General features: G+C 41.8%; 22 protein-coding genes and 2 pseudogenes. 18 read left to right on the plus strand and 6 right to left on the minus strand.

Annotated elements, in window-relative coordinates; all coding sequences use genetic code 11:
* The first annotated feature begins 112 nt into the window (after nucleotides 1-112).
* From G4P69_RS30740 to G4P69_RS30755, 4 genes are read left to right on the plus strand one after another with little or no spacing between them, the layout of a single operon-like run.
* The gene (locus G4P69_RS30740) at nucleotides 113-454 is read left to right on the plus strand and encodes a hypothetical protein (RefSeq protein WP_208343404.1); all 342 of its coding nucleotides are present in this window, start codon (nucleotides 113-115) and stop codon (nucleotides 452-454) included.
* Nucleotides 455-511: 57 nt separating this feature from the next.
* Nucleotides 512-904: a hypothetical protein gene (locus G4P69_RS30745; RefSeq protein ID WP_208343403.1), complete on the plus strand. Its 393-nt coding sequence runs from the start codon at nucleotides 512-514 to the stop codon at nucleotides 902-904.
* Nucleotides 894-1,649, plus strand: a complete 756-nt coding sequence (locus tag G4P69_RS30750; RefSeq protein ID WP_208343402.1) for a hypothetical protein — start codon at nucleotides 894-896, stop codon at nucleotides 1,647-1,649. The genes G4P69_RS30745 and G4P69_RS30750 overlap by 11 nt, the downstream gene beginning before the upstream one ends.
* 8 nt (nucleotides 1,650-1,657) lie before the next feature.
* Nucleotides 1,658-2,074, plus strand: a complete 417-nt coding sequence (locus G4P69_RS30755; RefSeq protein ID WP_208343401.1) for a hypothetical protein — start codon at nucleotides 1,658-1,660, stop codon at nucleotides 2,072-2,074.
* 54 nt (nucleotides 2,075-2,128) lie between these two features.
* Here the strand turns inward: G4P69_RS30755 and G4P69_RS30760 are convergent, their stop codons facing one another.
* From G4P69_RS30760 to G4P69_RS30770, 3 genes are all read right to left on the minus strand, one after another.
* On the minus strand, nucleotides 2,129-2,431 hold the full coding sequence (locus tag G4P69_RS30760; RefSeq protein ID WP_208343400.1) for a hypothetical protein: 303 nt from the start codon (nucleotides 2,429-2,431) through the stop codon (nucleotides 2,129-2,131).
* Nucleotides 2,415-2,648: a hypothetical protein gene (locus G4P69_RS30765; RefSeq protein ID WP_208343399.1), complete on the minus strand. Its 234-nt coding sequence runs from the start codon at nucleotides 2,646-2,648 to the stop codon at nucleotides 2,415-2,417. The genes G4P69_RS30760 and G4P69_RS30765 overlap by 17 nt, the downstream gene beginning before the upstream one ends.
* Nucleotides 2,649-2,767: 119 nt before the next feature.
* Nucleotides 2,768-3,019: a hypothetical protein gene (locus G4P69_RS30770; RefSeq protein WP_208343398.1), complete on the minus strand. Its 252-nt coding sequence runs from the start codon at nucleotides 3,017-3,019 to the stop codon at nucleotides 2,768-2,770.
* A gap of 155 nt (nucleotides 3,020-3,174) precedes the next feature.
* Between G4P69_RS30770 and G4P69_RS30775 the strand changes: the two genes are divergently transcribed.
* A complete protein-coding gene (locus G4P69_RS30775; protein WP_208343397.1) occupies nucleotides 3,175-3,405 on the plus strand; it encodes a hypothetical protein in 231 nt (76 codons plus the stop codon).
* A 114-nt stretch (nucleotides 3,406-3,519) separates the two neighbouring features.
* Nucleotides 3,520-4,563 carry a tyrosine-type recombinase/integrase gene (locus G4P69_RS30780; RefSeq protein ID WP_208343395.1) on the plus strand — a complete coding sequence of 348 codons (1,044 nt, stop codon included), beginning with the start codon at nucleotides 3,520-3,522 and terminating at the stop codon, nucleotides 4,561-4,563.
* A 33-nt stretch (nucleotides 4,564-4,596) separates the two neighbouring features.
* Here G4P69_RS30780 and G4P69_RS30785 read toward each other — a convergent pair whose 3' ends face one another.
* Complete coding sequence (locus G4P69_RS30785; RefSeq protein WP_208353408.1) at nucleotides 4,597-6,315, minus strand: pentapeptide repeat-containing protein; 1,719 nt, start codon at nucleotides 6,313-6,315, stop codon at nucleotides 4,597-4,599.
* Between the two features lie 169 nt (nucleotides 6,316-6,484).
* Between G4P69_RS30785 and G4P69_RS30790 the strand changes: the two genes are divergently transcribed.
* The 12 genes and pseudogenes from G4P69_RS30790 (at nucleotide 6,485) to G4P69_RS30845 (ending at nucleotide 18,932) form a co-directional block, all read left to right on the plus strand.
* On the plus strand, nucleotides 6,485-6,790 hold the full coding sequence (locus G4P69_RS30790; RefSeq protein WP_208343380.1) for a TRADD-N-associated membrane domain-containing protein: 306 nt from the start codon (nucleotides 6,485-6,487) through the stop codon (nucleotides 6,788-6,790).
* A gap of 7 nt (nucleotides 6,791-6,797) precedes the next feature.
* Complete coding sequence (locus tag G4P69_RS30795; protein WP_208353412.1) at nucleotides 6,798-7,037, plus strand: hypothetical protein; 240 nt, start codon at nucleotides 6,798-6,800, stop codon at nucleotides 7,035-7,037.
* Nucleotides 7,030-7,974 carry a CHAT domain-containing protein gene (locus G4P69_RS30800; protein ID WP_208343376.1) on the plus strand — a complete coding sequence of 315 codons (945 nt, stop codon included), beginning with the start codon at nucleotides 7,030-7,032 and terminating at the stop codon, nucleotides 7,972-7,974. Before G4P69_RS30795 ends, G4P69_RS30800 begins: the two co-directional genes overlap by 8 nt.
* A gap of 41 nt (nucleotides 7,975-8,015) precedes the next feature.
* Complete coding sequence (locus tag G4P69_RS30805) at nucleotides 8,016-9,179, plus strand: hypothetical protein (protein ID WP_208343374.1); 1,164 nt, start codon at nucleotides 8,016-8,018, stop codon at nucleotides 9,177-9,179.
* Complete coding sequence (locus G4P69_RS39610; protein ID WP_243902505.1) at nucleotides 9,176-12,274, plus strand: nSTAND1 domain-containing NTPase; 3,099 nt, start codon at nucleotides 9,176-9,178, stop codon at nucleotides 12,272-12,274. Before G4P69_RS30805 ends, G4P69_RS39610 begins: the two co-directional genes overlap by 4 nt.
* A gap of 72 nt (nucleotides 12,275-12,346) precedes the next feature.
* Nucleotides 12,347-12,430 (plus strand): annotated as a pseudogene (locus G4P69_RS40320) (nucleotide-binding protein); the annotation flags it as partial.
* A 52-nt stretch (nucleotides 12,431-12,482) separates the two neighbouring features.
* Nucleotides 12,483-12,989, plus strand: coding sequence for an AAA family ATPase (locus G4P69_RS30815; RefSeq protein WP_310834508.1), 507 nt, complete (start codon nucleotides 12,483-12,485; stop codon nucleotides 12,987-12,989).
* Complete coding sequence (locus tag G4P69_RS30820) at nucleotides 12,979-13,203, plus strand: hypothetical protein (protein WP_208343372.1); 225 nt, start codon at nucleotides 12,979-12,981, stop codon at nucleotides 13,201-13,203. Before G4P69_RS30815 ends, G4P69_RS30820 begins: the two co-directional genes overlap by 11 nt.
* 555 nt (nucleotides 13,204-13,758) lie before the next feature.
* Nucleotides 13,759-14,310, plus strand: coding sequence for a tyrosine-type recombinase/integrase (locus G4P69_RS30825; RefSeq protein ID WP_208343370.1), 552 nt, complete (start codon nucleotides 13,759-13,761; stop codon nucleotides 14,308-14,310).
* A 104-nt stretch (nucleotides 14,311-14,414) separates the two neighbouring features.
* A pseudogene (locus G4P69_RS40325) lies at nucleotides 14,415-15,908 on the plus strand (pentapeptide repeat-containing protein); the annotation flags it as partial.
* Nucleotides 15,909-15,926: 18 nt separating this feature from the next.
* The gene (locus tag G4P69_RS30840) at nucleotides 15,927-17,129 is read left to right on the plus strand and encodes a sugar phosphate nucleotidyltransferase (protein ID WP_208343408.1); all 1,203 of its coding nucleotides are present in this window, start codon (nucleotides 15,927-15,929) and stop codon (nucleotides 17,127-17,129) included.
* A gap of 312 nt (nucleotides 17,130-17,441) precedes the next feature.
* Nucleotides 17,442-18,932, plus strand: a complete 1,491-nt coding sequence (locus G4P69_RS30845; RefSeq protein WP_208343368.1) for an HNH endonuclease — start codon at nucleotides 17,442-17,444, stop codon at nucleotides 18,930-18,932.
* A 143-nt stretch (nucleotides 18,933-19,075) separates the two neighbouring features.
* Here the strand turns inward: G4P69_RS30845 and G4P69_RS30850 are convergent, their stop codons facing one another.
* Both G4P69_RS30850 and parA read right to left on the minus strand, forming a co-directional pair.
* Nucleotides 19,076-19,357 (minus strand): ribbon-helix-helix domain-containing protein, encoded by a 282-nt coding sequence (locus G4P69_RS30850; protein WP_208343366.1) that lies wholly within the window; start codon nucleotides 19,355-19,357, stop codon nucleotides 19,076-19,078.
* An 18-nt stretch (nucleotides 19,358-19,375) separates the two neighbouring features.
* Nucleotides 19,376-20,002, minus strand: coding sequence for a ParA family partition ATPase (parA, locus tag G4P69_RS30855; protein WP_208343364.1), 627 nt, complete (start codon nucleotides 20,000-20,002; stop codon nucleotides 19,376-19,378).
* Nucleotides 20,003-20,363: the final 361 nt, after the last annotated feature.

Here is a 20,363-nt window from a genome sequence, read left to right on the forward strand (position 1 = left end):
TTGTTTGCAAATAATCTGGTTTCATTTGCAGCTAATGTGGTTTTGAGACCACCCTTATTTGCAGCTAATGTGGTTTCAATTTTGCCTTGTTTGCAGTTTGAAGTGTTTCTGTTTGCAGTTCGCTACAGCTAAATATCAGATCGACAAAGCAAAAGCCAAGGCGTTTGTCGCGTACTACGCTTATATGCGCAAAGCTGCCCAGTTAGAAAAGCGTGTACAAGCGACCCAAAAGCATATTGATGCTGCATACACACACTTTGAATCCGTTCAAGATGCTCGCAGCAATGCAATTCTTGCAGGTTTAAATCAACAAGCAAGACTAGGAGAGCAAGGCATCCAGCACCAAGCAGCAATGAAGCAGCAACGTAACGATATCAGAGCGCAAAACTCCCAGCGCCGCAGAGAGTTACGGGAAGAATTGAGAACTGGACACCTGCAAGGTAGCAACAACTAATAAAATCCGGCTTGGTTGTACGCCAAGCCGTTATTCACAAAAAATCATTGAGATACTATGGTACGCGATTTTTCAGATGCCCCAAAGCCAAAAACCAACTTAATGGAGCATTTTCAGAACTTTGGTGAAGCTGGAATGTTTTTCTCTGCTAGCTTGGCTTTCTCACTAATAAGCGTTTATTTTCAGCAATTGCAGATTGTTTTGGCGATCGCCTACTTAACAGCTTTGGTTTATGCAATTCTCGCTTTTGATAACGCTCCCAGAATGACCGGATTTAGAATCGCAGCAGTAACGCTGGGAGTGGGGCTGGGGATTAAAGAATTATTGACCCTTTTCTGGGTGGATGTTGCTTCTGTTGTGGTTGGGGTGTTGGCGATCGCATTCATCGCATTTTTAATCATCAGACATCTTCAAGTTGGGCTGAGCCAGGGGGGGCGAAATGCAAAATAAGGGCTTAACCAAACAGGGGGTTTGGCTCGCAAAACATTGGGGGCTGGCTATTGGTTCAATCATGGGCTTTGGTGGGTTGTGTTTGGCTGTACCAGGGAACATGGTTACATGGTCGAAGTATCAGCAAACTAACAACATCTTGGGGGTAAGCTACACGACTGAGCAGTATGCCCCAATCAATTCACCTCCACCATTCGGTTTTAAGTTAGTGGGAATACTGCCAGATTCTCACAGCGTTAAGGGGCTTGGGGCTTCGCTCGCGCTTCTTGGTAGCACAATCTTGTTTATGTCTGCTAACTCCTTGAAAAAGGAATACGAGCGCCTGGAGTTCACGAACTGGCAAATTAGGCAATCTGAGTTTGAACTTACTGATTATGAGTATGGGCAAAGCGTTGAAGTGGACAGGTACGCAATAGACCTTCAGTATCAGCAACAAATATCAAACATGCTTAACCCTCCTGTAGCTTATCATCCCGAAGAATTAACCTCACCAGAGGATCAGCCAAGACTAAAAGCCGAGCCAGAATTTTCAAGGACTTGTACAGGTTTTTTGGCGTGGCTTAAGCAAGAGAAGTTTCAAAAATTTGAGAACAAATTCGTGGTCAGAGTACTTGCTCAGCAGAGCTTTCCTCAAAAAAAGCTCTCCACAGAAGAGATCCGCTCATTCGTTGACGAGCTTGTTCAAGTAGAGCAAGTCTCATGGCTAGACGAGGAAAAGAGTAGTTTCCGTTTACTGAATAGTTAGGAGAAAGTATGAACTCTTCAGAAATTAAGATGATGCTCACAAAAGTCGTGTTGGACTTGCAATATATCCAACATTCACAACCTTTCCAATTCGTGTTGGACACCTCTGTGACTGACTCAGAGGTGGGGGCGATCGCTGACAGTGCAATTCTGTTTGCTAAAAAGCTTAGGTTGTCTTTTGAAGATGCAGTAGATACCCTTGATGCAACGGAGTTAGATGATGAGCAATACTTGGGAGTAGAGGTTGGCTACCCAGAAGGGCAACTATTACCCCATTGCAAAGGCAACCACGATCTGTGTGGGGAATTGAGCGAGATTTACCACTTGGGGGGTGAGTTCCCCGATACAGGAGATTACACGCTAAATGAGATCTGCGATCGCCTGTCCAAGAATAGTGGATATGGTGCATATCGCAACTGGGATTGAACAACGAAAAACCCCGATCAAAAAGACTGCGTAAAATAACGCAGTCTTTTTTTACTAGCTCCAGGGTGATGGTATTGCAGTTGTTGAAAGCACTTTAGCAGTCATCAATTTGATAGCAGTTTCACCACAGTTAGGACATTTAACTTTTAACTCTCGTACAGAGGGACGACCCTTAAATTCTTCAATTACTGGCTTGCCACTGCATTCACTCACAAGACCTTGAAAGCAGTGATAGCACTCATAAAAGACGCGCTGCACTGGCTTATCTGCATCCAAAATCCTAACGTGCTGGCACTTCTCTGGTGGTAACTCTGGGTCAGGAATATATTTTTTGGGTTTTTCAGTCGGTTCTGTCATTGGTTTGCTCCAGATGCTTGATGAATAAATCAATCCCCTTCCCTACTGCCGATTGTCTTCCTACTTTTAACTTTTGCAAGACGCGCTCGCGCAACTCGGCAAGTCTGGGCATTGACGATACGGTTTTAAATTGCTCATCCTTAATTTCCAATTGCTTTTGGAGCAGCCAAGCCTCAGTTTTTAAGTTTAAATACTCAGTGTTTCGTTCTTCCGCCAACTGGACTATTTTTCGTAACTCCAAATTCTCGGCAGTCAGTTCTTCTAATTGTTTCTCTAACTCTGCCGTGCTTGGGGTTACGCTACCGTCATCTTGCCTAGACTCTTGGCTTGTCTTGCCTAGACGGGATGATACTTTCCCAGGCTTTCTTCTAAGGCTACGATACGCGCTTCTAAAGCCTCAATCTTGCCATTGACTTGCAATTGACTAGTCAATGGGGTTAACCCATCTTCTATGGCTTTTTCCAAAGCCAAGGCTACGAAATCAACCAGGGGTATATTTAACTCCTTTGCCCGTGCCTTTACTGCGTCTAATAATTCCTTTCGATTATCAAACCGCAAACTTAGTTGTACTCGTTCTGACTTGTTCATGGCTAGTTACTGTCTTGTCATATATTCGATGGTATTCGATTCTTTATGACAAGTCAATTGGCTTGCATCTGACAAGATTTTTTTTGGTTTTTTCCGGAATGGCTGCCAGCCCCCCTGTATCCTCTGACAAGACGAAGACAAGATGCTAACTAGACATGAAAGCACAGGCGACCACTACCAAGCTGAAAGATATTAAAAACCGCGCGATCGCACTAGCAAAAAGCCTTGGATTAACCCTCACCCAGACAAAGCACTTTAAAAAGCACGTTGGTCAGGGGCTAGATTTACGGACTAAGCGGGGTTGGTTGATTCTGTGCGATCGCCTAAACCAGCTGGCTGGTGGTGTTGTTGTTCGTCTCCTGAAACAAAGTGCGCTCGCAGCGTAAACCTAATAGTACATTTGCACCAACCCCATCAACCCGGTGGGGTTATAAAATCCCCTTATGGGTGCGGAAAGAAACATTATCGCACTACCGTACATCGTATACACAATTACTTATATGAGCCAATTAGACACGCATGATAGTAAAATTGTTAGTCTGGGGAAAAGTTTTCATGCACCCACTACCCCCCAGTACTTTACCCTTGATGAAGATCCAGACGTGTTAGAGGAGCTGCTAAAAGAGAAAAATTCACCCAACACCCAACGGGCATATCTCAAGGACTTGACCGACTTTTTTAGATCCATGACCCAAAGAGACCCCGTGCCAGATGCAGTCCTTGAATTTCTACACCTGGAAGAGCGTCAAGCCTTGCAGGTCGTAGCCAAATACAAGGCTAAAATGCGTCGTGGTGAAGGCTGTCCAATGGGTAAACCACTCTCTGAAGCAACCATTAACCGCAGGTTAGCCGCAATTAAGGCACTGGTCGCCAAGGGTCGGGCTATGGGCATTTGTTCCTACCATCTAACAGAAATTAAGTGTGATGCTACTGCCAAATACCGCGACACTACGGGCATTAATGCACAGGATTTTAAAACAGTTTTGGCGTGTTGCGATTTGTCTACCTTGCAGGGGTTAAGAGACTACACCATGCTTAGGTTACTATGGGAGAACGCTCTACGACGTGATGAACTGTGCAGCCTCAACCATGAGCATTTATTCTTAAAGAACCGCCAAATATCCGTTAAAGCCAAGGGGAAAGGCAACACTCGCGTTCTTATTGACATTAGTGACGCGATCTCCAACACTCTTGCGACTTGGCTGACCAGAAGCCAAGATATCACCAGGGTTAAAGACGACTTTGGGGTAGCCCCGGTGTTTGTCGCCCTTGATAAAAATTCCATTGGCAAGCGCTTAAGCGGTGAAGCTATCCGCCGACTGGTTGTCAAATACTGTGAAAAAGCTGGCGTTACCAAAACTATGTCCCCTCACCGCATCCGCCATAGTAGTATCACTGCGTACCTTGACGCTAGTGACGGTGACATACGCGGCGCTCAAGCCCTTAGCCGCCATAAAGACCCTCAAACACTCAGCATTTACGATGATAATCGCCATCTTCGGCAGAAGCACGCAAGCATAGCACTAGCCGATCTACTGGATTAGGCATTGAGCCAAACTGAGATGGTGTAACAAGTTTCAGCGACCAGCATAAACTTCAGACCTGTCTCCTGGAGAATCCTCGAAAATTGCTCCTCGCTGTTTTAGATTCTGCTTCATATCCTCGGTAAGCCCTTTAGTTTCTATGAACAAGGCTTTTTCAACTTTGGCACTGATCAGGTTGGCATCCCTCAGGTTGGCACCGCTCAGGTTGGCATCCCTCAGGTAGGCACCGCTCAGGTTGGCATAGCTCAGGTTGGCATAGCTCAGGTTGGCATCCCTCAGGTTGGCATAGCTCAGGTTGGTACCGCTCAGGTTGGCACCGCTCAGGTCACGACCCTCAGATCCCTGATTGACAATTTCCCACACCAAACGCCATTTGTCGCTAATTCTTGTTGCAGAGTCAATTATTACATCATGCAGATAAGCACGGCTCAGGTTGGCGTCGCTCAGGTTGGCACCGCTCAGGTTGGCACGGCTCAGGTCGGCACTGCTCAGGTCGGCACCGCTCAGGTTGGCACCGCTCAGGTTGGCATAGCTCAGGTAGGCATCGCTCAGGTAGGCACCGCTTAGGTTGGCATAGCTCAGGTAGGCACCGCTCAGGTTGGCATTCCAAAGTGTAGCACCGCTCAGGTTGGCACCGCTTAGGTTGGCATAGCTCAGGTAGGCACCGCTCAGGTTGGCATTCCTCAGGTTGGCATCGCTCAGGTTGGCATTCCTCAGGTTGGCACCGCTCAGGTTGGCATTCCACAGTATGGCACCTTTCAGGTTGTTATTCCACAGCATGGCACCTCTCAGGTCACGACCCTCAGATCCGTGATTGACAATTTCCCACACCAAACGCCATTTGTCGCTAATTCTTGTTGCCGAGTCAATTATTGCATCATGCAGATAGGCACCACTCAGATCCGCATCTGTTAGGTCGGTACCGCTCAAATCTGCACAATTTAGGTCAGATCCGCTCAAATTAGCCTTCCTCAAGTCGGTATCGCTTAAATCAGCACAGCTTAGATCAGCATTACTTAGGTCAGCACCACTCAGGTTCGCACCACTCAGGTCTACATCACATAGGTTCCGACCTTTAGCCCCCTGAGCAATGATTTCTTGGACTAGACGAGATTTATCTTGATCTTCATCTCTAGTAGTGCTAGGCAATAACTGTACATCTTCAACAGGAATACCTAATACCTCAGTTAATTCTCCTGAGTTAAATAAAGCCACAAGCCTTTCAAGACCTTTTAAAGACGCCTCTAAGGTTATTTTTATACTGCCTTCTTCAGTCTTCTTAATTGTTAAAAGTGCATCTTTTGAAATTGTTCGCAAATGCGTTTCCAATGCTCTTAGCAATTCTTCGTCAACAGAATCTATAGTGCCAGTAAGTACGAAAATGGCTTTACCTTTGCCACTTGGCTTTTGTTCTATAGCTACAGATACTGGAGGAGTTAATACCTTTGTAGTGCTGTAATCCCCTGAGGCAATCTCACAGGTGTTCTTTTGTGCTGTGTTCATAACACTATTCCTGCTTGATTGCTCTTGTTCTATCTCCAGTTCTGCAATCTCTCCCCACTCCAAGTCTAATTCATTGCAGATAGCTTGGAATAAACGCTTTTCAACAGGTTTGCTTGCAAAAAATTTAATGACGGTCTGTCGAGTACAACGTACTGTTCCAGCCAAATAGTCTTGCGTCCAGCCCTTAAGTTGGAATGCTTTTTTAATCTTTTCAGCCCCTTCTTTCGATGCTCGGCATGACCGTCCCATTAAAAACCCCAATGATTTTTATACAAGTCTTACATAACTTCTCTACATACATAAGTTTTACATAGGTTCAACGCCTAAATCTAACCAAACTTCAAGAAATCTGGATGGTAATGGAATTACAGCATACGCTCTCACCCCTGACTAGTGTTACCATCCAGAACGCAGTTATATGACTAAGATCTCTTTACTTTCGGATTCAAATCCTAATCCCAAACCCTACTTAACATTAGAGCTAAGCATAGCTTCTGAACGCTTACGCCAAGCACATCACAGCTTTAATTTAGCTCTAGTTGCAACCACTGTTTCTTTCTGTATTAGCGTTATAGGAGCAGGATTATTGCTATCAGGCAAAGTACCAGAAGGAACAGTAACAGCAGCTAGTGGATTGGCTTCAAGTGTGCTGTGTATTCAGCTTGCTAAGGACACAAATGAAAAGCTGGACAAGATATTAACAGAACTAAAAGACCAAGATTGAGGGTGCGTTGCAGGAGCGATTGGGCTTTCAGCCCAGCGCCCGCAACCGGGCGATCGCCCTTCCCCAAAGTATAAACACCAACCCACTCCCCAAACCAAGTCTCCTTTACAGAAATATTTCCTTTACGGCGATCGCATCCCAAGACCGCTTTATTTTAAGCACTCTTCTAGTAGCGATCGCTCTTGCTATAACACAAATAATCATTTACTCTTTTGAGTACATACTCAGTTCAGTCTGCCATGAGTAATACCCCTTCTGTGAAAACAGTTCTGATTTTGGCTGCAAATCCCACAGATACTTCTCGGCTACGACTAGATCAGGAAGTGCGAGAAATTGAAGAAGGATTAAAACGCGCTCCCAAAGGGGGAAACTTCAGGGTAGTACAAAAATGGGCAGTGCGATCGCGTGACTTTTACCGTGCAATTCTAGAACATAAACCACAAATAGTACATTTTTGTGGGCATGGTGCAGGCGTTGATGGAATTGTTCTAGAAGATGATACGGGACAACCAACCTTCGTCGATCAAGCAGCACTTTCAAAACTGTTTAAGCTTTTTGCAGTTAAGGGGGTTGAGTGCGTCGTCTTAAATGCTTGTTACTCTAAGGAACAAGCAGAAGCTATTAGCCAGTACATTAAATATGTCATTGGCATGAATCAGGCTATTGGTGATAAGGCGGCGATCACTTTTGCTGTAGCCTTCTATGATGCACTTGGCGCTGGGGAAGCAGTAGATTTTGCTTTTAATTTAGGTTGTTCACAGCTTGTTGGATTAAAGGAAGATCAAACACCAGTACTGAAAACAACATCGATTCGTCCTGCTGATATTCAGTTTGAAGCTGGTGATATTCCGCCCAATCCCTACCTTGGTTTATCTGCTTTCGGGCCTAAACACGAACTGGATGAACAAGATATTGAAACATTACGAGAGCTTTTACAATTAAGTGGACGTGCTGCTGTTGATAGACGCAAAGCATTATGTATTGAAATCGGCATTAATTCTGGAGATTTGAGCGCTATCTTCATGCTGAGCGAAAACGACTTTGCCGTTGAACTTATCGATTTATTACATAGACGCAAACTAGAAAGCTCTATTTATAGACTATGTAAAAAGTTAGTATCTGATTTTCAACACGGAGCATATCATTCTAAACTAGAAGTAATTATGATTAAAATCAGCCCTTAATAGTTTGGGTTAGTTACCACAAATCTTAATCAAACATTAACATGTCTTTAGAAGACCTGGATGATTCAGATATTGAAACTCTGAGAAAACTTTTAGAATTGAGTCACCGCGCTGATCCAGAACGCCGGAAAGCCTTATGCATAGAAATAGATATTAAACCAGCAGAATTAAGTGCTATTTGGACACTGACTACCCACGATTTTGTTATAGAACTCATTGATTTATTACAAAAAAGGAAATTAGAAATTGCCATTTATAAACTTTCCTTGCAACTACAATCAAGTTTTGAAGGAAGTAAAGACGCACCTCAGTTAAATGCTATTATACGCAAAATAAAATATGAGAATGGTGTCAACGATATTCCACGGTATTCTCAAAATCAAAATGAAATTAAGCAAATTCAAGAACGTTTACTTACACTTGACTCAGAGTCAAATGATGAAATTGAAATTCCCTTTGTAATTGTTGCGATGACACTAGATGAAGCTAAGTATCTACAAGAAACTGCCTTTAATAAATTTGAAGCAATAAATAAAGAATTTGAAGAATTTCAAAATTTAACACAAATGATTCAGCAACATGGAATATTAGATTTTGTTAGTCATTATGATGAAATTAGAGAGGATTGGAAACCCTATGTATGCCAAAATTTCACAATTAAATCTATTATTAATAATATAGTTGAAGATATTAATATTTATCGTAAGGAAATAACGAATTTACCTTTAATTAGACCAAAATTCTTATCACAGGATTGTTTGGGACTAGATGATGATAAGAGAGTCACAACTTGGAATGATTTAAGACAATTAGGTTGCATACTCATTGTGGATTCAATTTCACTATTTCACCCTAAAGTTAAAGAAAAACTCTTAAAGGCTGAAATTAGTTCAAATAAAAATACAGCTATTCTTGTAATTTCACCAATCAATCCTTCTAATATTCAAGCTAATAAATTGCTAGAAGAGAGAATTAAATCTCACATGGAACCTGCTTTTTTACGTTTTGAAGAGGAATTAGATAAGCTGTGTGAGATTGGTATTGGCGATTTACGTGCTATAAATAGATGGTTTTTTTCAGTTCTACCTGAAACAGCTGAAATTATCATCAAACATAAACCTCAGTTAAAAAATAAGCTGAAATTTCGTAAAAAAATGGGTCCCAAAAATGGGGTGGATAAACTTTGGACTGGGAATAATAGATGATTTACACATTTTACTCTTATAAAGGTGGCGTTGGTCGTTCAATGTCTTTAGCAAATGTCGCTGAGTTATTCTATCAAGCTGGGCTAAAAGTCTTAATAGTAGATTGGGACTTAGAAGCACCTGGAATAGAAAGATTTTTTCCAATCAATCATGAAGAATTTTCCACCAAGCCAGGTTTGATGGATATGCTGTTAGACTACAAACAGCAAATGACTCAAGATTTCTCAATATCTGGTGATGAAGATGATCTACCTTTTAAAAATCTAAAGGAGTTTATAGTTGATGTCTATACAAACGTTCAGGAAAAAGGAGAGCTTTGGATACTCTCTGCTGGTAGACGTTCAAAGGATAATTTTAGTGATTATGCTAATACTGTAAGAACTTTTGACTGGGGGGATTTCTATCAGAATTGGGAAGGTGAACTATATTTCGAATGGCTGCGTCAGCAGTTTGAAATAATTGCAGATGTGGTATTGATAGATAGCAGAACTGGTGTCACTGAAATGGGAGGGGTTTGTACTTACCAACTTGCTGATGTTATAGTTATGCTATGTTCAGCAAATCAACAGTGTTTGGAAGGTACATATAAAATGTTCCTGGATTTTAAACGACCTCAGGTTCAAGAAATTAGGGAGCGTACTTTAGAAGTAGTGGTTGTACCTGCAAGAATTGACAATACAGAAAGTGATCTTCTAGATTCATTTCAACGAGATTTTATTAAGTTGTTTTCTAAATATATACCTAAGTCTATTGGTTCTAGATCAGATATATTTTGGCAACTAGCTATTCCATACGTTCCTCGGTATGCATATCAAGAAACTTTAGCTATTCGAGAGAAACAAAAGGCTCATGCGAAAAATTTAGTAGATGCGTTTACCCAATTAGCTTTTGTAATTTCTCGATTAGCTCCTGAAAATTCTCTTTTGAGGCTAGCTTTTCCAGAAACAGAGATAAAAATTGGGAACGCAACTATAGTTGGTTCTATGATTACTGGAGATGTTGTTCTTGTCGTAAGTAATACCTTTCATAGATCTGATATTCAGTTTGAAGCAGGTGATACTCCTCGCAATCCATATGTTGGCTTATCTGCTTTTAGTGAGAAAGATGCTGCGTTCTTTTTTGGACGAGAGAAATTTACTAATGTATTGTTTGAGATGGTTCACTGCCAACCTTTAGTGCCAGTTATTGGTGCTAGTGGAAGTGGTAAATCTTCAGTTGTATTTGCTGGATTAATCCCGTTGTTGAGAGAAGAAGGTATTTGGTTAATTGAATCATTCCGTCCTAAAAGTCAACCATTTGATGAACTAGCGCTAGCTTTAGTGCGTCAATTAGAACCAAATATTGATGGTGTAGAGAAAGTCTTGATGGTAGGTAAACTGGCAGAAAGTCTAAAAAAAGGTGAAGTTACGCTGCATCAGGTAGCTCCTCAAATTCTAGAAAATAAACCGTCGAAACGCTTTTTGTTAATTGTAGACCAGTTTGAAGAACTTTACACCCAATGTCTTGACAAGCATGAACAACAGTGTTTCATTGATACTTTATTGGTTGCTGTTCAAAAAAAAATTATAACATTGGTTTTTACATTACGTGCTGACTTCTATGGTTATATTCTTTCTTACCGTCCATTCAGTGACGCATTACAGCAAATAGCATTTACACCACTGGGGTTAATGGCACGAGAGGAATTAAAAGCAGCAGTTGAACAACCTGCTCAAAAGTTAAACGTACAATTACAAATTCATCTAGCTGAAAGAATACTAGATGATGTCGGAAATGAACCTGGTAATTTACCATTACTAGAATTTGCTCTAACACAGTTGTGGGATAAGCAGAAAGACGGTGAACTGACTCATAAAGCCTATGAGGACATTGGTGGCGCTAAACAAGCACTAGTAAAACATGCTGAACAAATTTATTCCAGATTAAGTAATTCTCAACAGCAGCAGGCACAACAAGTTTTTCTAGCCTTAGTAATGCTGGGTGATGGAACAGAATATACTAGGCGCGTTGCTACTCAAGAGGAGATAGGTAAACAGAACTGGGAATTGGTTACTTATTTAGCCGGTTCTGAAGCACGTTTATTAGTGACAGGGCGTAATGATAAATCTGGAGAAGAAACAGTCGAAGTTGTGCATGAAGCACTAATTCGTGAATGGAAGCGCTTACAAGATTGGCTCTCTAATAATCGAGAGAAATTGATACAACAACGTAAAATAGAAGCAGCCGCTATCGAGTGGCGAGATAAGGGAAAATCAAAGGATTATTTGCTCGTTGGTAAACAATTAAATGAAGCTAATGCTTTTCAAAAAGAGCAAGCTTCATTCTTCACCTTATCAAGTTTAGCAAGTGAATTTATTCAAAAAAGTATTAAGTATAGGTGGAATAATCGCCTAAGATTAGTTTGCTTTGGGTTGATTCCCTTAGTAACTTTATCAATTTTTTTGGGATTTATTGGTGTTAGAACAATAAGAATTAGCCAACTACGTAGTGATGTTGATCAAGCTAAGGGACAGCAAGATAGTTATAAGAGATTCAAAGCACTTGAAGAACTGGTTGAGCTTGGTGAACCTTTAAATAATATTGAACTTAAAAAAGTTAACCTTACTGGTGCCAAACTTTATAATGCCAACTTCACTGGTGCTAACCTCACTGGTGCTAACCTCACTGGTGCCAAACTCGATAATGCCAACCTCGATAATGCCAACCTCGATAATGCCAACCTCTCTGGTGCCAGCCTGAGCCGTGCCAACCTCTCTGGTGCCAGCCTGAGCCGTGCCAACCTTTCTGGTGCCAACCTGAGCCGTGCCAACCTTTCTGGTGCCAACCTCTCTGGTGCCAACCTCGATAGTGCCAGCCTGAGCCGTGCCAACCTTTCTGGTGCCAACCTCGATAGTGCCAACCTCGATAGTGCCAGCCTGAGCCGTGCCAACCTTTCTGGTGCCAACCTCGATAGTGCCAACCTGCAACGAACGCAGTACACAGACAAGAGTACTAGTCCTAAGACGTGTTCATATTATACAGATCACTACCCCTGTCCCACTACATTCCCCCCTAATTTTGACCCAAAAGCACACGGCATGAAGCTACTGAAGTGATAAAACGCCCTTGCCATAGCACAATTAATGATTTACTCTCTTGAGTAAATACTCTCTTGAGCGTTTACTCAAATGCCTAAAGTAATCGCCGTGCTAAACACCAAGGGCGGCAGTGGTAAAACAACGATCGCCACAAACTTGGCTCATGCCCTACAACGAGATGGTACAAAGGTGCTACTCGTTGACGCAGATCCACAGGGATCGACTCGTGACTGGAACGAAGCTTTCCGGGGGGAGCCTCATCCCTGTTGTTGGCTTGGACAGGGAAACACTAGCAAAAGACTTGCAAGCAATTTCGGCAGGATACGACTGGATTGTTATAGACGGTGCGCCGCAAGTCGCCAAGTTAAGTGTCGCTGCGGTCAAAGCTGCTGATTTGGTTCTTATTCCAGTTCAACCCAGCCCCTACGACATTTGGGCTTGCTCTGACCTGGTTGATATCATTGCTGCACGTCGGGAAGTCACGGACGGTAAGCCAAAGGCTGTTTTTGCTATCAGTCGTGCTATCAAAAATACCAAGCTGGGGGGTGAGGTTGCCAAGGCTTTGGAAGAATACAACTTACCTGTACTTAAAACAGGAACTACGCAGCGTGTAGCTTATCCAACAACAGCAGCCCTTGGGTTAACAGTTTTCAGTGACCCCCACAGCGATGCTGCGTCAGAAATTAATGCCCTAAAAAATGAAGTGTTGAAGGTGTTGAAACATGGTGCTTAAAGCGAAGAAATCACGGCGGGAACATGACCTAAAAGAACAGGCTATCCACGAAGCAGCCAAGGAAGAAACCACACGCCTTAATGCTGAAGTTCCTAGACTCTTGCACAACAAAGTCAAGATACGTGCCGTAGAAGAAGGCAAGGGCAGCAGTATTACCAGCATTGTTATTAAAGCACTTGAGGCTTATTTAAGTACACCAGTTGAGAATGATTGAGTATTTACTCATTTGAGTAATTATTCATTTACTCAATAGTCCCGTTTTAATCCACTGCCCAAGGAGAAGGAATAGCCGTTGTTGAAAGTACTTTTTCAGTCATCAGTTTGATAGCAGTTTCGCCGCAGTTAGGGGTCATCGTGCCAAAACGGATTTTTTGTACGCTAATGTAGCAAATTATCAAACCCAGACAGAATCAGACTTTTCAAACCATCTTGCCGGAAATTACTTGGCTATAGGCTCAATACCAGATCCAGGTGTTGCTCACACAATTCGCGTGATATCAGTTTTGATATCACAACTGATATCAAGCTAAAAAAAATGGGTTTAGGATTATACCAGAGAGATGGTGAGTGTGGATTGGGTATAAGCAGAATTAATCAGTTGCCCAGAGAGTCACGAGAGAATGGGGGTTCTGGCGAAGGCGTTGTATAAGTTTTGGTTAAGTGGCGCGGGTCGGGTGTTCAGGAATGACGAAAACATAGGGGATTGAGGGGTGTATTCCACGAAATACACATTTCGTGTAAGATACCAACATTAGAGAGATCTATCCCTATGAAAGTAGAAGGCAACGGGCAAGGCAAGATTTTAACCGCAGAAGAATTGCGGCTACTCTTTACTGATGGATTTACTACATCACGCGATCGCGCTCTTTTTGGCATCTGCCTCTATACTGGTTGCCGTGTTAGTGAAGCGTTGGCACTCCAGACCACTGATCTGAAATCTGGAACCATCACCTTCAGGAAGTCTACCACCAAAGGCAAGTTAAAAACTCGCGTTGTAGACATTCAGGCAGGACTAGCAGAACTACTGGCTGATTATCAACCAAAACCAGGAGTATTATTCCCTGGTTTACGGGGTGTAACCGAACGTCTTACACGGTTTGCAGCTGACAAGATTCTTCGGGATACTTGTAAGCGGGTTGGATTGGTAGGTGTTAGTACTCATTCGTTTAGAAGAACGGCACTAACTATGATGTCTTCTGCTGGCGTTCCCTTGCGGCATATCCAGGAAATCAGTGGTCACAATGACTTGGGGACATTGCAGCGCTACTTGGAAGTGACACCAGAGCAACGGAAGAAGGCTGTTTCAGTGATTGGGTTTTGAGAGCGATCACAGATTTTCTAGACAGAAATTGGTTAGCTTTCTGAGGTGTACAGTTATAACAAAGACCTTAATAGTAATTTCTAATAAAGATAGCCCTCATCCTAATGAAGAAGATTTTGATTTTATCAGCAAATCCTATAAATACAAACAACCTGCGCCTAGATGAGGAAGTTAGAGAAATTCGGTCGGCTTTAAAACGAGCTCAAAATAGAGAAGCATTTCAATTAATTCCTATAGGAGCGGTTCGTATTGATGACTTACGTCAAACGTTGTTGGAGAACAATCCGGAGATTGTGCATTTTTCTGGTCATGGAACAGGAACTGATGGTTTAGTTTTAGAAAATACTTCAGGTGAGTCGCTCCTCGTAAGTACAGAATCGCTGAGCGATTTATTTGAGCTATTTAAAGAACAAATTGAGTGTGTATTGCTTAACGCTTGCTATTCCGAAATTCAGGCGTCAGCTATTCACCGACATATAGATTGTGTCATTGGCATGGTACAACCTATTCAAGATCGTGCAGGGATTAATTTTTCTAAAGGATTTTATGACGCTATTTTTAGTGGGAGAAATTATGCAGAGGCTTTTAGATTTGGCTGTAATAATATTGATTTAAACAATATCCATGAGTCTAATATTCCCACAATTAAGATTAGACACAGAGAGCCAGAAAGTGAGACTATGACAGACCCAAGTCTTGGCAGAAAAAAGAGAAAAATTACTATCACTGCTTCTCCAAAGGGTATTGAGATAGCAGAAAAAGCTTTGGTAAGACTAGGTTTTGACTCAAAAAGCCAATTTGCAAAATCTCAACTTTTAGCTCGGAATACAGTTACAAAATTTTTTCAGTGTGAGTCAATTCAACTTGATTCATTTAAAAAGATATGCAAGGAATTGAAACTGCACTGGAGAGTAATTGCAGGGATAATAGAAGAAGAATCACAGCGGCTAGATAAAGATGATTGTAGTAGCTTAGATATTAATGATGGGGTGGAGCAAGTGCAAACCCTTCGCCGTAAAGTGACTATAATAGATAAACAAAGTAAAAAAAATAAAGCTGTTATCGTATTAGAAGACGATATAAATTCAGTTCACAATTTCAAAATTATTCAATTTCTTTTACAGGAACATTCAGGAGACAGTATAGTAATCACTGATATTAAAGAAGGTAGCATTAGATTATCTGTAGACGGTTCTCAAGAGGATATCCAACGGCTTGTATCTCGTATTCAGTCAGGAGAACTAACTGAAGTAAACGGTTTCCCTATTGAGGATGCTCAAATTTTAAGCGAAAGTTGGGATGATGACGAAAGTAATAAACTAGATGATAAATGGCTTCTAGTACAAGAGATTGTCAGTCAGCCAGTTGAGGGTCGAAGCTTAAGTGGCGCAAACCTCAGTGATGCCGACCTTAGTGGTGCCGACCTGAGTGATGCCGACCTTAGTGGTGCAAACCTCAGTGGTGCCGACCTTAGTGGTGCCGACCTTAGTGGTGCAAACCTCAGTGATACCGACCTGAGTGGTGCCGACCTGAGTGGTGCCGACCTTAGTGGTGCAAACCTTAGTGGTGCCGACCTTAGTGGTGCAAACCTTAGTGGTGCCAATCTGAAAAAGCATATGAAAGCCATGATTCTGGCAGCAGGTAAAGGTACTCGCCTGCGTCCGATTACTTATACAATTCCCAAACCGATGATTCCCATTCTGCAAAAGCCAGTGATGGAATTTTTAGTGGAACTGTTACGCCAACATGGTTTTGACCAGATTATGGTCAACGTTAGTCACTTAGGTGAGGAAATTGAAAGTTATTTCCGTGATGGTCAGCGGTTTGGCGTGCAGATTGCTTATTCTTTTGAAGGTCGTATTATTGAAGGTACACTTGTTGGCGAAGCCCTTGGTTCTGCTGGCGGAATAAGGAAAATCCAGGACTTTTACCCATTTTTTGACGACACCTTTGTTGTGCTGTGCGGGGATACTTTGATTGACCTGGATTTGACAGCAGCAGTCATATGGCATAAATCTAAAGGTTCCATCGCCACCATTGTGATGAAATCCGTTCTACGGGAAGAAATTTCTAGCTATGGTGTAGTTGTCACTGATGAAGACGGTCGCGTTAAAGCTTTTCAAGAAAAACCAAAGGTTGAAGAAGCTCTCAGCACCACTATCAACACGGGTATTTACATCTTTGAACCAGAGGTATTGGATTATATTCCCTCTGGTGTAGAGTATGACATCGGTAGCCAATTGTTCCCCAAACTAGTTGAAATAGGTGCACCCTTCTACGCTATTTCAATGGACTTTGAATGGGTAGATCTTGGTAAAGTTCCTAACTACTGGCAGGCAATTCGTAGGATGTTGTTAGGGGAAATCAAAAATGTACAAATTCCGGGTCATCAGGTCGCCCCTGGCATCTACACTGGCTTAAATGTGGCAGTGAATTGGGACAAAGTGGATATTACAGGTCCAGTTTACATTGGTGGAATGACCAGAATAGAAGATGGAGTTAAAATCGTCGGTCCAGCAATAATTGGTCCGAATTGTTGGGTATCTAGTGGTGCAACCGTAGACAACAGCGTGATTTTTGAGTGGTCGCGACTCGGACCAGGAGTCAGCTTAGTTGATAAGCTGGTGTTCGGACGTTACTGTATAGATAAGACTGGGGCAACTATAGATCTGCAGGCTGTTGCTTTGAATTGGCTGATTACTGATGCGCGTTACGACCCTCCATCTTATAACCCAGTTGAACGACAAGCGATCAAAGAGCTTTTCGATACCGATACGGGTCAAATTAGCGACAGCAACATCAGGGGGAAAGTAGGTTAAACGAGTATCATTATCGTTGGAACGATACTTTTCATAAGTAAACTGCCGATATAAGTTAGCCTACTGTAGGAGAAAGCGATCACTCTTTGCAGCACTTGGAGCTACCAATACGAAAGAATAAGGGTTTGAGTCCGCCATTCCCCGAAATAGCAGTTTTGTTGACTCATCATTAACTTTTGCGATCGCGCTACAGCATATAATCAGGTATCTATCGCCAAGACGATTTATTGTTGATTTCGCACCAAGTGCTGGGAATACTAAGTTCAGCTTTTTTTATCAAACCGTATTCCTATAATCTGCTCAGTATTCAGAATGATAGAGAACACAAATAAAGAAATCTCAATTTCTCTAGAAGATAAAACTCTTGGTAGTGAATGGAAATGTACACATAGCTTTCCTTATCCTGAAGGAAGCGCAGCGACTGCTTATGGAATTTCTTTTACACCTAATGGACAATTTCTTACTGGTGCTTGCGATCACGATATTGCAATTTGGGATTTGAATACAGCGAAATTAAAAAATGTTTTATCTGGGCATTCAAGAAAGATTTACTCGCTAGACATTAATTCTGATGGACTAATCATTGCTAGTGCTAGTCTAGATAAAACCGTTAAGTTCTGGAATTTACAAACGGGAAATTTAATCCATACACAAACCTTCTTTCGTAAAGATCCAATTCATTGTGTCAAATTCAGTCCTGATGGGAAATTTCTTGCAAGTGGAGGCGAGAATAAGTATAAAAATCTTAATGCTAAAAATACAAGTATCTATCTTTGGGACCAAAAAAATAAGTCCATAGATCTACTCTCTGCACATTCTTTAAGAATTAATTGCCTTATCTTTTCCCCTGACTGTCGTGTTTTAGTTAGTGGGAGTAATGATAAAACAATAAAGGTTTGGAATGTAGAAACTAAACAGCTTATTCATAATCTTATTGGACATTCATATAATGTAAGGTGTCTTGCAATCACCCCTGATGGGAAAATTTTGATTAGTAGTGGAGGAGGTGGTATAAAATTTTGGTGTATGACAAGCGGAAACTTACTATTTACTCTATGTGAAGATTTAGATTATGTTGATTATTTTGCAATTAGTCCCGATGGAAGATTACTGGCTAGTAATGATGGGAATAGGAAAATTAGAATATACAGTTTAGAAAATAATGAAATAATTCATTATTTAGAGTTTTCAAATTTAGCTGCCATTTCATTTAGCGCGGATGGTAAGATGCTTGCTGCAGGATGTACGGCCCCACAGGATGATAACCACAGTTTTAAGGTTTGGCAAGTTCCTTTTGATTTAAACGAAAATTCTTTTCAGAAACAGGATGAATCTATATTAGCCAGTACAATTGAAGATGTTGAGAATTCTGGCTTTTTTCAGCATAAAAATCTACAAGATGCTAGAAAACGTATTTACTCATCTATTGTTCGCCGGAGAGGACAACAAGCTTTTCGTAAAAAAATACTTGCTGCTTACAATAAGCAATGCACTGTAACTGGTTGTGATGCAGAACAAGCACTAGAAGCTGCTCATATTTACCCCTATCGAGGAGATGACACTAACGAAATCTGGAATGGGTTAATTCTCCGTTCTGATATCCATACCCTATTTGACCTTTATCTCCTTACCATTCACCCAGAAACCAAGAAAATATGTCTAGCACCAGAATTACAAAACACAAGTTATGGTGAACTCAACGGTAAAACAATTAATCTCCCCAAGGAGATAACACTATACCCTAATAAAGAAGCGCTCGAGTGGCATTATAAACAATGTAAATGGATAAATGATAATGCCTAATTGGATGCCTAAGCCAGGAAGTGTTACGGCGGAAGCTGCGAGCAGGATCAAACTAAAGTATTTAGTTTAATACTTTTAAGCACTTGGCACTTCATATCAGCTTCTCTAGCCTTAGGCGACCTTGGTACTTAACCTTTTAGGAATTAAGCTATTGGTTTCTCACCATGTTTTTCAAACAAGAGGTTTAACGCTTCCGTCAATAAAGCTTGTACCGTAGTTTCTTTTTCTGCTGCCATTCTTTTCAACTGGATAGCTATTGCTGGATCAAAGTGACCAGCTATTGTTCGGGTTCCCTGGCGACTTGGTGGTAACGGATATTTTTGATTTTCTTGCGGCTGTTCGTCTTGTGCTGCAACCTCTTTAACTGGCTCCTCTTTAGCCTTATGTAAAGCATTGCCCAGTTTCGTCGTCTTTTTAGGGTTCATGTCCACTCCTCCACTTTCTTACACTTTAACTTGTGTACATGTCCACTTATACAATTGTTGGATTTCCTTTGCTGCTTTACCTTTTGGCTCGTACTCAATAGCGGTTAGCCCATCTGTAAGCGAGCGAACGAATGCCGATCTATGCCCAATTTTGACTGGGGCAACAGCTATACCATAACCTGCGATCGCTTCAACTGCTTCATCTCCCAGTGATCCTTGGGCGGGAACACCATTAAGAACTGCGGCGGCAACAGATGTTTTTTTTGCTAATTTGATCAGATCAATAGTGTCATCGATAGCACGTAAATCCACAATCGACGGGCGGCAGGGAACCAAGATTAAATCAGCAGCACGAATAGCGGCAAGAGCTGCTGTTTCTGTGTGTGGCGAAGTATCAATAAAAACCAAATCGGCTCCCTCTTTTGCTGCTGCTTCCAATACTTTCTCCAGTCGAGAAGCCTGAGCAGAAACCACAACGGGGAATTCACATGAGCGAGAATCAGACCACTTTGCAGCTGATGCCTGCGGATCTAAGTCAATAATCGCTGTTTCCTTACCTGCTAAGTTGGCAGCAACAGCCAAGTGAATTGCAATAGTTGACTTCCCGCTCCCACCTTTTCTCGACACGATTGCTATTACTTTCATAGCTCAAAATTCTCACACATACACACTTGTACTTCTATACGTGTCCACATGTCTACAATTCTCAGAAGAGAGAGGACATGGATCTTATAGCCAAGTGTAAACCATTTCCCTCGACTCTCCCGGATGGCTCCCACTCGAATAGACCGAAAAAAAATACCGTTCAGAAAACGATTTAAGGGGTTTAAAATTAATTGACTATACAATACATCAAAATCAAAATGTCCCAGGATTTGCCACTATAATCGCATTCGCTCAAAATGGACTATTAAAGTGTTTTTAACCTAATTGTTGATCCAGTCCGTAACGCTGGGAAAAACCACGTAGTTTCAATACTTTTCGCCCCCTCCTACACGTTATTCCT

The organism is Aetokthonos hydrillicola CCALA 1050, from assembly GCF_017591665.1.
GTDB classification, from domain to species: domain Bacteria; phylum Cyanobacteriota; class Cyanobacteriia; order Cyanobacteriales; family Nostocaceae; genus Aetokthonos; species Aetokthonos hydrillicola.